At 38.7% G+C, this 16252-nt stretch carries 14 protein-coding genes and 4 pseudogenes; 1 reads left to right on the forward strand and 17 read right to left on the reverse strand.

What is annotated here, in order from left to right:
• Positions 1-7: 7 nt before the first annotated feature.
• The 6 genes and pseudogenes from RCG17_RS01460 to lepB all read right to left on the reverse strand — a co-directional run bounded on the left by RCG17_RS01460 (position 8) and on the right by lepB (position 5805).
• Positions 8-1363 (reverse strand): ABC transporter substrate-binding protein, encoded by a 1356-nt coding sequence (locus tag RCG17_RS01460; RefSeq protein ID WP_308173532.1) that lies wholly within the window; start codon positions 1361-1363, stop codon positions 8-10.
• A 330-nt stretch (positions 1364-1693) separates the two neighbouring features.
• A complete protein-coding gene (locus RCG17_RS01465) occupies positions 1694-3004 on the reverse strand; it encodes an amidase (protein WP_308173533.1) in 1311 nt (436 codons plus the stop codon).
• A 532-nt stretch (positions 3005-3536) separates the two neighbouring features.
• On the reverse strand, positions 3537-4073 hold the full coding sequence (locus RCG17_RS01470; protein WP_308173534.1) for a VUT family protein: 537 nt from the start codon (positions 4071-4073) through the stop codon (positions 3537-3539).
• A 63-nt stretch (positions 4074-4136) separates the two neighbouring features.
• Positions 4137-4312 (reverse strand): annotated as a pseudogene (locus RCG17_RS01475) (6-carboxytetrahydropterin synthase); the annotation flags it as partial.
• Between the two features lie 207 nt (positions 4313-4519).
• Entirely contained in the window at positions 4520-5104 is a 585-nt protein-coding gene (locus RCG17_RS01485) for a hypothetical protein (RefSeq protein WP_308173535.1), read from the reverse strand.
• A 116-nt stretch (positions 5105-5220) separates the two neighbouring features.
• Positions 5221-5805 carry a signal peptidase I gene (gene lepB, locus RCG17_RS01490; protein WP_308173536.1) on the reverse strand — a complete coding sequence of 195 codons (585 nt, stop codon included), beginning with the start codon at positions 5803-5805 and terminating at the stop codon, positions 5221-5223.
• Between the two features lie 462 nt (positions 5806-6267).
• On the opposite strand from lepB, the gene RCG17_RS01495 reads away from it, so the two are divergent.
• Complete coding sequence (locus RCG17_RS01495; protein ID WP_308173537.1) at positions 6268-6582, forward strand: YjgN family protein; 315 nt, start codon at positions 6268-6270, stop codon at positions 6580-6582.
• Positions 6583-6683: 101 nt separating this feature from the next.
• On the opposite strand, the gene RCG17_RS01500 is transcribed toward RCG17_RS01495, so the two are convergent.
• The 11 genes and pseudogenes from RCG17_RS01500 to RCG17_RS01540 form a co-directional block, all read right to left on the reverse strand.
• On the reverse strand, positions 6684-7073 hold the full coding sequence (locus RCG17_RS01500; RefSeq protein WP_308173538.1) for a thiol-disulfide oxidoreductase DCC family protein: 390 nt from the start codon (positions 7071-7073) through the stop codon (positions 6684-6686).
• Between the two features lie 893 nt (positions 7074-7966).
• A pseudogene (locus RCG17_RS01505) lies at positions 7967-8749 on the reverse strand (IS66 family transposase); the annotation flags it as partial.
• Between the two features lie 7 nt (positions 8750-8756).
• Positions 8757-8837 (reverse strand): annotated as a pseudogene (locus RCG17_RS28205) (acyl-CoA dehydrogenase family protein); the annotation flags it as partial.
• Between the two features lie 141 nt (positions 8838-8978).
• On the reverse strand, positions 8979-9320 hold the full coding sequence (locus RCG17_RS28210) for an enoyl-CoA hydratase/isomerase family protein (RefSeq protein ID WP_374120936.1): 342 nt from the start codon (positions 9318-9320) through the stop codon (positions 8979-8981).
• Positions 9287-9670, reverse strand: coding sequence for an enoyl-CoA hydratase/isomerase family protein (locus RCG17_RS01510; RefSeq protein ID WP_308173539.1), 384 nt, complete (start codon positions 9668-9670; stop codon positions 9287-9289). Before RCG17_RS01510 ends, RCG17_RS28210 begins: the two co-directional genes overlap by 34 nt.
• Before the next feature lie 93 nt (positions 9671-9763).
• Entirely contained in the window at positions 9764-10609 is an 846-nt protein-coding gene (locus RCG17_RS01515) for a 3-hydroxybutyryl-CoA dehydrogenase (RefSeq protein ID WP_308173540.1), read from the reverse strand.
• A 40-nt stretch (positions 10610-10649) separates the two neighbouring features.
• Complete coding sequence (locus RCG17_RS01520; RefSeq protein ID WP_308173541.1) at positions 10650-11828, reverse strand: thiolase family protein; 1179 nt, start codon at positions 11826-11828, stop codon at positions 10650-10652.
• Positions 11829-12020: 192 nt separating this feature from the next.
• Complete coding sequence (locus RCG17_RS01525; RefSeq protein ID WP_308173542.1) at positions 12021-12815, reverse strand: enoyl-CoA hydratase/isomerase family protein; 795 nt, start codon at positions 12813-12815, stop codon at positions 12021-12023.
• Between the two features lie 197 nt (positions 12816-13012).
• Positions 13013-13990, reverse strand: a complete 978-nt coding sequence (locus RCG17_RS01530; protein ID WP_308173543.1) for an electron transfer flavoprotein subunit alpha/FixB family protein — start codon at positions 13988-13990, stop codon at positions 13013-13015.
• Positions 13991-14003: 13 nt separating this feature from the next.
• Complete coding sequence (locus RCG17_RS01535; RefSeq protein ID WP_308173544.1) at positions 14004-14771, reverse strand: electron transfer flavoprotein subunit beta/FixA family protein; 768 nt, start codon at positions 14769-14771, stop codon at positions 14004-14006.
• 40 nt (positions 14772-14811) lie between these two features.
• Positions 14812-15953, reverse strand: a pseudogene (locus RCG17_RS01540) (acyl-CoA dehydrogenase).
• Positions 15954-16252: the final 299 nt, after the last annotated feature.

Here is a 16252-nt window from a genome sequence, read left to right on the forward strand (position 1 = left end):
AATTTCATTATTTTTTGTAGTATCCAGCTGCTTTCATAATTTGCTCAACTTGTTTTGCAGCCTCATTTAAAGTTGGTTCCACTGGCTGCCCTGTTGACATCTTTGAAATAGCCGAACTAATGGCATCAGAAACTTGAGGCCATTCCTTAATTAGTGGCAAATGCCGGCCGTTAGCAAAATTGTCTGCTGCTACATTGAAAAATCCTCCGGAAAGATCGTTTAGCTGTTTGTTTCTAAGATTAGTCATTTGTGTAACGACAAGGTTTTGATCTTTAGCAGGAATTGTATTTTTTAGAGATTTTGTAGCAATATCGAGTTCCTCACTAGAGCTGGAAATCCACTTAAGAACTTCCCATGCTGCATCTTTATTTTTTGAGTCCTTCATCATTGCCAATGGAAATGATGAGACGTTAGATGTGCTTTGTTTTCCTTCCCAACCAGGAACAGGTGCATACCCTACATTTCCAGCAACATCCTTTGCAGATTGCTCAGGATTATTGAATTCAGGGTACACCCACCACCATCCTAACCACATTGCTGCTTTACCCTGTTTGAAAAATGTTCTGGAATCTTGTTCTCCAAAAGTAGTTGAACCCTGTGGCGCAACCTTATCTTTTACAAGAAGATCAATATAACGCTGAGTTGCCTCAACACCTTGCTTGTTATTAAAAATTGGTTTCATGTTTTTATCAAAGATGTCCCCGCCATTACTCCATAGATATGCAGTCCACATGTAAAGATTTTGGCCATTATTACCTGGAGCATAATATGGGACGATTCCAGATATCCCTGTATCCTGAGTTATTTTTTTGCTGTCATCTTCTAACTGTGCCCATGTAGTAGGTGGAGTAATTTGTAATTTGTTAAAGATATCTTTTCGATAAAATAACATTTGTACATGTGCTCTTACTGGCATGCTGATCAATTTTCCGTTATATTTTGATTCATCAAGAACGGCACCTGGCCATTCTTTTAAATCAATCTTATCTCGTTTTACATATTGATCGAGTGGTTGTAAAAACTGGGAAATGGATGGTCCCATTGTATCTAGGTACACGGTTAAATCATATTCACCCCGATTTGAAATACCGTCTGTAGTAATGTTTTGCAGAAGATTTTCATAAGGTGTTTCAATAAATTTCACGTTAATTCCAGTTTTTTTTGTAAAATCCTTCGCTCTATCTTTCCAAGCATTAAATTGCCCAACTCCACCCGCAGAAAGCAAGACGGTAACCGTCTTCCCCTTTAGTGATTCCTTACTAGGAGGAGTTTCACTACTAGTTGATTTACTACAACCAGCAATCGTAATGGATGCAATTAACATTAAGATAGCAATTAAGCGAAATCCATTTCTTTTTCTCATTTGAACGTTCCTTTCTTTTTAAGAATAGAATTTTTAGTGAACCCTTCCTAAAACTCTAGCGATTTATTTGATTAATCATATTTTGCTTAATGATTATACTTAAAATAAGAATTAATCATTTATTTGATTAGCATTACTGGTTATTTGACTAATCCATATACATTTTCTTTCATTCTTGAATACGCATTCAACTTGCATTAATTTTTCTTATTGCGTCCCAATTCCAGGATGGATCTACCATGATTTTTTTGAATACGCATTCAATTTGTTCATTTTTTCTTCTTAAACAACAAAACGAAATTCATATTCATTAGATATTCCTATTTCATCCTAACTCATTACCATTCCTGATCTCTTATTATAGAATTCTAATAAGAAAGTTTGTTCATATGAAAATGCAGTCTTTATTAAGAGGTCCTCTCTATTGTGGTTTGCGATTAATTGTAAACCTATAGGAATAGATTCATTAAGTAAGCCGCAAGGTAATGATAGTGCTGGATGACCTGTTATATTAAATAAACAAGTGAACCGAATTAAACATTCCTCGACTGATTCCATCTCTCCACCTAATATGAACTCATCTTGATCTATGTCTGGTGGAACTGCAGGTATTGTTGGTGTAACAAGAATATCGACAATCTCAAAGAGACGCGTTATTTCGCTATTCATTTGTACGCACTTATTTAACCCTTCCATGTAGGCGTGGGCAGAAAACGATTTACTTTTATCAAATGTTTTTTGAGCCTCTGCACTATATTGATCTAACGATGATTTAATTAATTCACGATGGACATATCCAACCTCTGAAGTAGCTATTACATGTGCGACATCTCGAGGGTCTTCAACAATAGGGATGTCAATTTCTATAAGAATTGCTCCCAATCCCTCTAATTTTCTAAAAGTTTCTTTGTAGAAGTTCTTAACATGAACATCTAACCGTTCATTAAAGTACTGCTTCGGCACTCCTACTCTCATTCCTCTTATGTCACGAATACAATTTTTTTCGAAGGGTTTCTTGGTAATCGCTTCCATTATCAATGCTAAATCCTCAACATTTCGAGCAATTGGACCAATATGATCAAGTGAATTAGATAGGAGAATTCCTTTTTTATTAATCAGATCATATGTTGGTTTCAATCCAACAACACCACAACACGAAGAAGGGACTCGAATGGATCCCGCTGTATCTGTACCGATGGATCCCATACAAAGATCAGCTGCAACTGAAACTGCTGATCCGCCACTAGAACCGCCAGCGGTAACACCAGCATTCCAAGGATTTTTTATGTCTCCAAAATAGGAATTTTTCGAGGTTATTCCAAATCCAAATTCAAACATATTTGTTTTCCCAATATTTATGGCACCTTCATCATGCAGCTTTTTGACAACATCTGCATTACTTTCAGGAATTCGATTTTTATGAATGGGTGAGCCACTAGTAGTTAATATCCCTTTTGTATCAATGCTGTCTTTAAAGGAGATTGGGATTCCCTCAAGGATACCTATGTCCTCACCTGCCAATATTTTCTTTTCAGACCTAACTGCTTGTTGAAAACCCTTTTCTTCATTAATTGTTATAAAAGCGTTTAAATTTGGGTCATGAGTTTTTATTTTTTTTACATATTCTTCGAAAATCTCCACCAGAGAAATTCTTTAACTTTATATCCATTGATGACTTCTCTAATGGACTTGGTCAATGTCATGCTGGTCCCCCTTCAAAAAAACGATTGTTTCTCATTTTTAAGAGAATCAATCTTCTTTCAGCCCATTTACTTTTTCGATTCCATGCCAACTTAATTAATGATCAATTCATAAAACCTCCTTTTATTTTTCAATAAATAGGATAAAATATCACTTGATTAAATTGAATACGCATTCATAAATTTTCAAAAATGGCCTTTTGTAAAAAGGATCAATGAACCAAATCAAAAATACATAACCACTAGTTATGAAATATGTATTCTTTATATTCACTATCATAAACATATAAACTTTGAACGTCAATACAAAATATTCAAAAAATTTTTAATATTCTCTTTTTACTATTGGGATTTAAATAAGTATGTTAAAGCGACATAAGGTTGCTTTTCAGATTTAATGCCTGGTTCTCCGATAATTTAAGCATTTTCTTTCATTTTGTTAAAAAAAAAGACCTAAAGGTCTTTTTTTAAAATTAATTAACGATTATGTTTTCCTTCTTCATTATTACCTGATGAAGAACCATAGCCCCAATTGCTTGTATTGCCGTTTTGACTATTATTTGCCCTAAAATAGCCATTGGAACTGCTGCCCATGGCAAAATATTAGATCCTAATGGACTCAATCCAATAATGACGAAAACCACTGAATCAAAAAAACCACCAACGATTCCACTATAGAATACCTTCCATACCATCGGCAATCTTAATCGAGTATAGATCTCTGTGTCACTCGTTTCTGATAGTGCAAAGGAAACTGCCGATGCAGCAACAATTGATAAGGTATCACCGTGCAAATATGATACGAGAGCAGACAAAACTAATGCAAGTCCAATATAAATATATGTTTTTACGCGTCCGTGTTTGTTCTGTACCAAATCTCGTAAAATAAAAGTTGCCCCAATTAAGAAAGTACCCATTGGAACAATGAAAATGCCAAGTTGTAACGGGGCACATGCTGCAGTTACTACGTTGGCAGCAATAATCGCTACTAAGTAAAATAATATTCTCAATTAATCACCCCATTATACTAAACTATCTCTAAAAATTAAGAACATACGTTTTGATAACGATTTTAAACTTATAATGACCTTATAAATATAACCGTGAAGGTTCTTACATTTGCCCTCATAATTATGCAAATGGTAGGCAGCGTCAAACGTAAATTCCCTACTTACTATATCTCTTTTAAAAGATGTTTTAATTGATTACGATCAATATCTTCATCTAATTTTTGGAGTATGTCTACGATGCGAAAACTATACCTATCCTATAACTCCTTTCGTCTTTTTAAATAATGATCCAGTCCTCTTTTTCTCAACTTTCATGAAGGGCATTTATCGCAGCTATCTGCAATGATGCCTCTATAACACGGTAATGTTTTTTCCCGTACAAAATCTAATCCAAAAAAATACGCCCCATCCCCGAAAGGGTGGAGCTAACTTTTAAGGTGTTGCTGTTACTGAAAATCTAAATCGATGATAAACTCCTCGAAGGGCGATGATATCGAAAGCAGCTTTTGCAGGGTTTTGATGTCCTTTTCGTCTTTCCCTTCAATCTCCAGGAAAAGGAGCTCTCCGCGAATTTCCAAGGTTATTCTACGATCTGGGAACAGATCCTGTGCCTCTATTACAGCAGTATTAACAAGGTTCCTAAGTTCCTTATTTTTTGGATTCGATAGATGCTCTGTAACCTTTTGGTCGGTTGTAATTCCAGAGAGTCCATCATCCTTTTGAATGTCCTCTTCGACTGTCGTGCTGATTTGCTCCATGGTTTGCAGGTCTTCCTCATACTGTTTTTCAGTATCTTCTGCCAACGGGGTTCTGGAATAACGTTCAAAGCGTGTCTGAATCTTAACATCGCTTTCTTCAATCGGCGTATCCGTTTCTATCGAAGGCGACAAATCTTTGATGATGGACCTTCGAAGGCTATCTATTTGATCTTCTAAGTGCTCTTGACCTGTTTTAAATGCTCCTTCTAATTGTTGTTGCCTCATTTTAAGTTCTTTAAGTTCGTTCAATATCTGCTCTAATATTTTTTCCATGTTGCCCTCCTACTACAAAGGCCCTTCACGCCTCGTTTCATTTTGGATTTTACCTTTATTCCAAAATGTTTACAAACAATTAGCTGGTTTTTTTCGTTCCACTTCACAGGGAAAAACTACCCTAATCTATTTTTCTTAGGTAAATACCCCCACACCAATATCCCGATAATCACGATATAGACAGGATATATCCAAACGGAAGGCACAGGGAACAACTCTGCAATAACTTCCCCTTTAATCTGTGCGTTCGTAAACGGTCCGAAATAACGGCTGTCCTCGCTAATGTTCCGATTATCCCCCATCACAAACACATGCCCTTTTGGAACAGTATAAGGCTGTTGCACTAAATTATACGAAGTATTAAACGGGTAGGTGTCCGTCATTTTTTCATTAATATAAGGTTCATCGACCACTTTTCCATTACGATATAATTGTCCATTCTTAATCTGTAATGTATCACCAGGCAGCCCTACAACTCTTTTAATGATGTTCATTGATCCTGCATCAACGATAACAACCTGATTATAAGTGGGAGGATGAAACACATTCGTTATATGTTCCCTCAACACTACTTCATGGTTATGAAAATTAGGCAGCATTGAATTTCCTTCCACAATATTTGTACCAATCGCCCATCGCAGCACGATAACGATCGGTATTAAAATCATAATAAAGTATATCCACTCTTTAATTTTTTTCAAAAATAGACCTCTTCTCTCGTAGTAATTTTCCAGTATTTTTACCCTTTTGTCGGGCATCCATAAATGAACAAATCGGCTGTTTAATTATAAACTCTTGCACAATTTGATCCCAAACTTTTCATATTAATTTAGAATACCTAATAAATGTTTCCTATTTATGAAATTTTATTGAATGAACTTTTTTCATTATTTCCATAAGAAAAAAGCGACCTTCATTATCGAAGTATCACTCCTTTTTACTTTCCCTACAATTTCCCCCAAGCTTTTTTTGGAATCTATTGACGAACAGTAGCGAACAGTGACTGTCACTGTTCGCCTGTTCGCAACAGAATGGGACTATTGATATATCACACCCCGGAGTGTCATAGGATAATCGACGTGGTAATTTAATCTCCTTATTCAATTTTGTCATCCAAAGCAGTATAATTGTCCTGTTGTTAACAAAACAGGGGGAAAAAGATCATGCAATCAGAAGATAAATCATATTTTGATGGAGGCTTACTTCAATATATAGGGTGGTCTGTTTTAGGATTTCTCGTCACCATTTGTACATTAGGAATATGCTACCCATGGGCAATTACTATGGTCCTAGGTTGGAAATATAGACATACCGTTGTCAACGGCAGAAGATTACAATTCAACGGAACGGCAATTGGATTATTCGGTAATTGGATTAAATGGTGGTTTTTCGTCATCATTACATTGGGAATCTACAGTTTCTGGTTGATGATTGCCATGGAGAAATGGAAAGCAAAACACACAACTTTTGCAAACTAAAAAAGCATTCACGAATAACAAAGCACCCAATCGTTGGGTGCTTTATTTAGGAAGTTTATTAAGTCCAATTTCTAGGATCCCAAAGAGCTTTTCTTCTACTTCTATAAGAAACGTTTTCTATCTTCTGTAGAAGGGATCATACAATCATTCTTTTTGCCGAAAAGTTGATATCTATATTTTGAAATAATACTATAAAAGAAGTCTCTAATGGGCCTTGGAACCATTAATAAGTACTTCGTCACCCTCCATGCGCCGTTTAAGTTTTTGAAAATGCGGAGGGCTGCTGTTGATTTGAGGTAGCAATGGTCATCTTCGATAAGAACGAGACTGTCGATATTTCCTGGAACATTATACTTAAGTAACATTCCTTTTCCAACAACACTTTGTAAAGAAGAGAATTTAAAGATTCCTGTAGGATCCCTTTTAATGATGAATTGGACCATTCGGTTGCAAAAATTACACTCACCGTCAAATAAAATAATTTTTCCCAAATCGACACCTCCTTTTTATCCAAATGGAAACCTTCTGTTCTATATGCTACTATACGATATATAATCTGCTCGCTTACTTTAATATTATTTCATAAGAAAAATTTCCACAAATATTTCCTTTCATTTTATATTTCTACCGTAAAGTGTCTGTTGAGGAGATTGCAAGCGTCACTTTCATGTTGGACTATATTACGGGCTTCCTAAATTTGCTCTTCTCTCTCAGCACCTTCTTGTGAAATATCCCGCTATAGCCGGAAAACTCCTGAATTCCTTTTTCATGTCCCGAAACGAAATGTTACCACTTTCTCTATTAAGCTCAAATTCTAGCGGATATTCGTGACAGTTCAATGGGGTCCTATGAAAGAACTGGTGATAGAATTGGATGGCCTCATCCTCACTTCTTGCATAGATAAACACAAATGCCTTTCGGCTCATCTTCAATGAGAAGATACAAGTTTTGTATATACCTAATACATTGTTTTGGATCAAAATCAATACTTTCTGATGATCCGCTTGTTCTAAATCTATTTTAGAAACGTCGTCATCTAATGAAATTTTCTTCTCCGCAAGTAAATGGTAAAGGTAATAGGTCAATGTGGATTCTTCATAATATAGACAATCAGATACATTTCTTTAACAAGCATGTCATTACACCTCGTTTAGTGATTTTTTTTCGGTAGAATTAAATCCAACCTGAAGACCGCAAATAACAATCCTTACATATGCCTTAACTGAGGCACTTTACTCTATCCTATTAATACCTATAATATTTAAAGGATATTAGCGTTATTTTATATATAAGCGGCAAATAACCCCCACCTTTATAAGATGGGGGTTGAATAGTATTATCTAGATAACTTGTTAAAGACTATGCAAGTAACTGGAAGCGTTGTTTACCAAGGAGGTAACTTGTCTAAGGCATTTTCACCTGTCGTATCCATATTGGGAAGCTGCTCAAAAAGATAGCGAAGATAGTAATATGGATTTAATCCATTCGCTTTTGCTGTCTCCACAATGCTGTAAATAATAGCACTGGCTCTAGCACCTCGCGGTGTATTCGCGAAGAGCCAAGCCTTCCTTCCGATCACAACAGGCTTGATCGAGCGTTCACTACGATTATTATCGAACTCTAATCGCCCATCCTCTAAAAATGCAACTAACTTATCCCATTGGTTTAGACAGTATGTGATGGCTTTCCCAAGCCCACTCTTAGGTAATACTTTATGTTCTTGAATTTTTAACCATGACAAAAAAATATCTAGTATTGGTTTGCTTAGTTTTAGACGTTGTTTATAGTGTTCTTCGGGACTTATTTCTTTTAATTCTCGCTCAATGGCAAAAAGTTGATTACAGAAATTTAGTCCTTCTGTCGCAGTCAAGGGTTTCATATTTTTAGCAGGTACAGCTTTCAGTACATCTGTAAATCCCCTTCGGGCATGTGCCCAACAACTGACAAGTTTTACATCAGGGATTTTGTGATACCCAGCTTAGCCATCTACTTGCAAATATCTTTTATAACCGTTAAGGAATTTTTTTGCATTTTCTCCTGCTCGGGTTTTTTTGTAATCATAAAGAATGATCGGAGGTCCTTCTTTTCCTGTACGATATAACCATAGATAGGCATTAGAAGTAGCCGGTCTACCAGGTTCACAAAGTACTTGCAGAACAGTTTCATCCTTCGACTGTTGGTGTAATTTCGTTCCTCGCAAAATCCCGCACCATTTTTCGTATCATTTCATGCTCTTCTGATAATTGAAATTGCATCATTTCATCCCCTATTGGTAAAAGTTCATTTTCTTCTCTGAAATTCTCAATCTATTATTTAGTGGATCTAATGATACAAAGGATATCCCTGTATTTTCAGAAAATAATCCAGCTCATTCTCTCCATCATGTTCACCTAAATTTAATTAAATTGAGGAGCGCGTTTTTCATAAAAGGCACTAATTCCCTCTTCGTAATCTTCCGATTTCATCAGCATGGCTTGAATCATATTTTCTTGCTTTAAGACATCATCCCAACTTATCTGAATACCATGGTTCATCATCTGTTTTACATATTTATTGCTGACCTGCGGTCCATTTAAAATAAACTGAGAGAATTCAATGGCTTCCTGGAGGACATCTCCTTCTGTGATCCGATTAATGATCCCACAATTTTTGGCTTCTTCTGGTGTTATAATTTTCCCAGATAAGATCCATTCTTTCTCTAGGCTTAATGTACCCGCTCGGAAAGTAGCTTCATTAATCCCAGATCAGGAATGACCCCTACATTAACAAAATTCAAGCCAAACTTAGCGGATTTGTTTGCAACAATAAAATCAGAGGCAAGCGCATTACTATAGCCTGCTCCTGCTGCAAATCCATGAACAGCGGAAACGACATATTTGTCCAGGTTCAGGATGGTTTTGGTTAAAGCTGAAGCTTTTTGCATATACTCCAGCTTGACATTTGCCTCTGATAAATTCTTCATTGTCTCTAAATCTCCGCCTGCACAAAATCCTTTTCTTTCACCCGACACAATAATGACTTCCACTTTTTCGTTTTTTACAAAACTCTCTAAGTTATGAGTGAATGATTCAACTAAATCTCTGGACAATGAATTGAATTTCTCGGGCGATTTAATCTAATGAATCCGATTTCATTTTCAATCTTTACTAATTTCGCTTCATTCATGCCCATCAGCTGATTTTTAGTATTGATAAAATCCCTTGCCTGTTTTCCTGCCTAAATGTCCGGCACGTACCAGCTTTTTCAATAATGGACATGGGCGGTATTTACTGTCAGATGTCTCTGTGTATAATGTTTCTATGACAAACAGTAAGGTGTCTAAACCAATCAGATCCGCCAGGGCAAGAGGTCCAATCGGATGATTGGCTCCCAATTTCATGCCTTCATCAATATCCTCCGCACTGGCCGTTCCCTCTGCGAGCACAAAAATTGCTTCATTGATCATCGGAACCAAAATACGATTAACGGCAAATAATGGTGCATCATGTACAGTTATCCCTTTTTTGCCAAATTTCTCAACCAATTGCTTAATCTCTTCATAGGTTTCGTTGGATGTTTCCTGACCGCGGACAATCTCCACCAGCTTCATGACTGGTACCGGATTGAAAAAGTGCATTCCGATCACTTGAGATGGACGGTTTGTACAGTTTCCAAGTTCAGTAACACTTAACCCTGATGTATTGGAGGCAATGATCGTATTCGGTCTGCACACCGCATCAAGCCTTTGGAGCAATGACTTTTTGCTCTCCATGTTTTCAATGATCGCTTCGATGACAATATTCGCTTTTGCAAGTTCTTCAATATCAATCGTTCCCTGTATACGTCCGAGCGTTTGCTCCGCTTCCTGGCTGGAAAGTTTTTCTTTTTCAACAGACCGGTTTAGATTACGCCGAATGTTATCAAGTCCTTTTTGTAAAAATTTTTCCTGTACATCCTGCAGAATCACTTGATACCCCGCAGCAGCAGCTGTCTGCGCTATTGAGTTTCCCATTGTTCCTGCACCGATTACACCGATTGTCTTTCCCATTTCTCAATCCCTCACTTTTTGACTTATCGTTTTTTAAGTTTTATAGAGCTTCCACAATCATTGCTGCTGCAGGTCCACCGCCGGCACAAAGAGATGCACAGCCATACTTAGAACCGCGACGCTGCATTTCATAGATTAACGTGGTCAACAATCTGGCTCCCGTACAACCAACTGGGTGACCTAATGAAATACCGGAACCATTTGCATTCACTTGATCCATTGGAATTTTAAGTTCACGACTGACAGCTAAAAATTGGGACGCAAAAGCTTCATTTAGTTCCCAATAATCAATATCATTCATTTGCAAGCCGGCAAATTGTAAGGCTTTTTGAACTGCGGGAACAACCCCAATTCCCATCTTTTTAGGATCTACTGCAGCGGATGCGGAAGCGACAATTCTAGCTAATGGCTTCAGTCCCAGTTCGATTGCCTTTTCCTTCGCCATCAGAATGACAGCTGCTCCGCCATCATTAAGGCTAGAAGCATTTCCGGCTGTAACTGTTCCTTCTTTTTTAAAAGCGGGACGCAATGTTGACAATGTTTCGATACTTGTATTTGGATTGGGATGTTCATCAGTATCAATTATTTTTGTGGTTCTTTTTGACTTAACTTCAACTGGTGCAATTTCCTGTTTGAATTTTTCATTGCGAATGGCCTCACACGCCCTCTGATGACTAATGACTGAAAGTTCATTTTGTTCTTCACGGCTGATCTGATACTCCTCAGCAAGAGTTTCAGCGGTTACGCCCATGTGATAATTATTGAAAGCATCTACCAATGCGTCATTAAGTAAGGAGTCCACGATTGAACTATCTCCCATCTTCAACCCCCCGCGAACCTTTGGTAACAGATAAGGAACATTCGTCATACTTTCGTATCCAACTGCTGCTCCGATATCAATCTTGCCTAGCATGATATTTTGGGCGACGATTTCTACTGCTCGCAAGGATGACGGACACTGTTGATTAATCGTGGAAGCAACCGTCTCTACAGTACACCCGGCTCCTAATGCAACTTGCCGCGCGGTATTCCCTTTACAACCAGCTTGGTAAATATGACCTCCCACCACTTCTTCAATTTGATTTGCCTCAATCCCAGATGCTTCAATGGCCGCTTTTAAAGAGTGTACTCCTAAGTCCACTGCGGTTATATCCTTAAACGCTCCGAAATAATCACCAATTGGTGTTCTTTTTGCACTAACAATAACAACTTCACGCATAGCTAATTCCTCCATTTGAAATAAGATTGTAAATCTATTCATTTTTTCCATAAATGAAAATTGAAATTTCTAACGGTCAATCTGCTTCAGACCATCCTTTATATGGTTGGTTTAGATGGAGTGAAATAAGTTCATTTCATAATTTAGAAAGCAAAAAAAATTCAGATAATTATTTATATAAAAAAGCAGGGGTTACTTCCCTGTAAAAACAGGACGATCTTTTTCAAGAAAGGCACGTACACCCTCTTTTTTATCTTCTGTCTCACATAATTCGCCAAACAATTCGGCCTCACGCTTGAGTCCTTTTTCCAGTTCAAGAAAACTTGCCACATCAATTGCCTTTTTAGCTTTGCTTACCGCAATGGGGGCCTTATTGAAAATCGTCTTTGCAAGCGCTATGGCTGTAGGTAACACTTGTCCTTCTGAAACTAATTTTTCGATTATACCGAATTGCAGCGCCTCTTCTGCACTAAACTTTTCACCTGAAAGAATCAAGAGCTTTGCTTTTCCTGCCCCGATTAATCGCGTCAATCGCTGTGTTCCTCCGTAACCTGGAAGGATTCCTAATCCAACTTCAGGCAGCCCGAAAAAAGCTGAACTATCGGCAACCCGGATATCGCATGATAAAGCCAATTCGAGCCCTGCACCGAGAACATATCCTTGTATAGCACAGATTACTGGCATCTCTAGGTCTGCTATGTTTGTGAAAATCTTTTGCCCTTTATGGCATAATGCAATTGCTTTTTCTTTATCTAGGCCGATAAACTCCTTGATATCTGCACCGGCGACAAAAGCCCTGTCACCTGAACCTGCTATTATGAGAGCACGACATCCTTTTTCCTCACGAATCCTTTTGATAGCTTGATCCAATTCCTCCATGACCTCTGCATTTAATGCGTTTACCGGTGGATGATTGATCGTTAACATGCCGATCTGGTCTTCCATTTTCACTTTTACCAGCTTTTGTTTTAAGTTAGTAAAAACCATCTCATAACCTCCCAAAATAGCTTTTTATTTTCTGGCTGAAGAAGCATATTAAACATCTCTTTTTCATCAATGCAAAGTATATATGCGTTATAATCGCTTTTTCCATTTTTTCTATGGATGTTGCTTCTAATGCTAATTTTTAGAGGGGACTAAATTATACAACACGCTACAACTTACAGCTTTCCTGTACTAAATATTTAACAGGTGACCAGTGCCTTTTTAAACTCTTCTGTTAAAAGAGGAACAACCTCAAACAAATCACCTACGATTCCATAATCCGCTACTTGGAAAATCGGCGCTTCCGGATCCTTGTTGATTGCCACGATGAATTTTGAATTAGACATTCCTGCTAAATGCTGAATAGCACCAGAGATTCCGCAAGCGATATATAGATCCGGGGTAACCACTTTTCCCGTCTGTCCAATTTGCATTGAGTAATCGCAATATTCGGCATCACAGGCCCCACGAGAAGCACCTACTGCAGCACCCAGAACATCCGCTAACTCCTGTAGCATGTTAAAGCCATCAGCGTTTTTTACCCCTCTACCGCCTGATACAATAATTTTCGCCTCCGAAAGATCTACTCCCCTTACTGCTCTCCGAACCACTTCTTTTACGATCGTGCGAAGGTCCTTGATGTCAGCAGGGAAGGCAATTTCTTCAACTGATTTTTGAGGATCTACTTCCTCCACATCAATATTATTCGGGCGAATCGTTGCAAAGATAGTACCAACCGATACCTTTTTCTTTTGGAAGGCCTTCCCCGCATAAATCGGGCGAGTAAAAATAATTTCTCTTCCCTCCAACACCACATCTGTCACATCTGAAATCAATCCTAAGCCTAGCTTCGATGCAATACCAGGTGCCAGATCCTTACCAATGGACGTATGCCCCATGAAGATGACATCAGGGTTCGCCTCCTTTACTATTTGGGTGAACGCCTGTATATAGGCATCTGGTGTATATTGATTCAACCGTTCATCTTGAACCGTGTAAACTTTGTCCGCCCCGTATTGTCCTAGCGAAGATACAAATTGGGAGGTTCCGTTGCCTAATAAGGCAGCGATGATCTCTCCTCCTTCGGCTATTTTTTGGGCTGCCGATAAAGCCTCAAAAGAAACGTTTCTTAAATTCCCATCACGAATTTCTGCCATTACTAGTACTTTTTTGCTCATCTTCGATTCCTCCTTAGATTACTTTTGCTTCTTGGCGAAGCAATTGGATAAGTTCTTTTACTTGATCAACCAATTCACCAGATAAAACCTTTCCTCCTTCCTTCTTTGGAGGTAAATATTGATCCAGAATCTCAGTTTTAGCTTGGATATCTTCTGCCTTCACGCCGATGTCTTCTGCAGTAAGCCTTTCAAGAGGCTTCTTTTTCGCTTTCATAATACCTGGTAGTGACGGATAGCGGGGTTCGTTTAACCCTTGCTGGGCAGTAACTAATAAAGGAAGAGAAGCTTCGACAGTTTCTGAATCACCTTCCACATCACGGACAACTGTGACATTTTCAGACTCGATTGTTAGCTTCGTAGCCGAGGCTACATGTGCGATACCCAATTCTTCCGCCAGGCGCAAGGCAACTTGCCCTGCCCCGTTATCAACCGATATATTCCCAGCTAAAATAACATCGTAGGAACGATCCTTAATCACAGCAGCTAGTACCTTAGAAATCATATACTCATCCCCGAACAGCGACTCGTCATCAACTATGATGGCTTTATCTGCCCCCATTGCTAATGCCGTTCTCAGTGCATTTTCCGTGCGGCTCGGGCCGACAGTAATGGCTGTTACTTCACCGTGAAATTCATCCCGAATCTTGATTGCTTCTTCTACAGCAAATTCGTCATAAGGATTGATGATGAATTCTACTCCATCCTCCTGAATTCTGCCATCCTGGATGGAGATTTTCTCTTCAGTATCAAATGTTTGCTTTAAGATAACTAATATGTTCATGGATAAATCCTCCTCATTATCTAAATGAATATTTTTCCAACTAGCCCTTTAACAAATATCCTCCGATAACAAGACGCTGAATTTCATTGGTCCCTTCATAGATTTGTGTAATTTTAGCATCCCTCATAAAGCGTTCAACTGGATATTCTCGGGTATATCCGTAACCGCCAAAAATCTGGACTGCCTCTACTGTTACTTCCATAGCGGTATCACCTGCAAACAGCTTAGACATGGCGGATTGTAGTCCGTATGAAACTCCTTGATCCTCACGCCATGCCGCTTGATAAGTTAGAAGCCTCGCCGCCTCGATCTTGGTAGCCATATCTGCCAGCTTGAACTGGATGGCCTGCATTTTCGCCATGGGTTTACCAAATTGTACGCGTTCTTTGGCATAAGCAAGAGCGTGATCCAACGCACCTTGGGCTATCCCTACCGCCTGGGCGGCAATCCCATTTCTACCGCCATCTAAGGTCATCATGGCAATCTTGAAACCGTCTCCAATTTGTCCCAGCATATTTTGTTTTGGAACTATGCAGTCTTCGAAAATGACCTCAGTGGTTGAAGAGGAACGTATCCCCAGCTTTTTCTCTTTTTTACCAATCGAAAAGCGGGAAAACTTTTTTCCACGATGAAGGCCGCAATTCCTTTATGCTTTAGTTCGGGATTTGTTTGTGCAAATACAATAAAAATATCTGCATAGCCACCGTTTGTTATAAAAACTTTGGAACCGTTTAGTATCCATTCATCTCCCTTTTGCACTGCTGTCGTCTTCATCCCTACTGAATCAGAGCCGGAGCCAGGTTCTGTAAGACAGTAAGCTCCGATCATCCTACCTTCTGCCAAAGCCCGCAGGTATGTCTGTTTCTGGTCTTCTGTACCGAATTTATAAATAGGCCAACTTGCCAAGGAACAGTGAGCGGACAATATTACTGAAGCCGAAGCATCGACTCTTGACAATTCTTCAACAGCCAACACGTAGCTTAAAAAATCCGCACCTGCGCCTCCGTACTCCTCAGGCCAGGGTATTCCCGTAAGACCAAGTTCCGCCATCTTATTCCAGATCTCCATATTCCATATTTCTTCTTCATCACGTGAAGCAGCTGTAGGTGCGACTTCTTTTAGGGCGAATTCACGAACCATTCGCCGCATCATTTCATGTTCATCCGATAATTGAAATTGCATTATATTGTCCCTCCAAATGACTTACTATTGTCTTAATAAGTGTAACTGACCGGTCAGTCAGTTTATAACAGGTACAGAAGATAACCTCTAGGTATTTTGACAAAATGGAAGCCTTCTATTGTTAGCATAGGTATCCGCCAAAGACCTGAACCGCTTCTATCGTCACTTCCATGGCGATATCCCCGGCAAACAGTTTGGGCATCGCGGAAAAGGCCTGTAAACAATGTTTTCTGACCCATTTTTTCTTGAAGGAGACAGGCTACACATCCTGAATCCCATCTATATCCCCGTGCCATGAA

It is taken from the genome of Neobacillus sp. PS3-12 (assembly GCF_030915385.1).
GTDB lineage: Bacteria > Bacillota > Bacilli > Bacillales > Cytobacillaceae > JAEVLT01.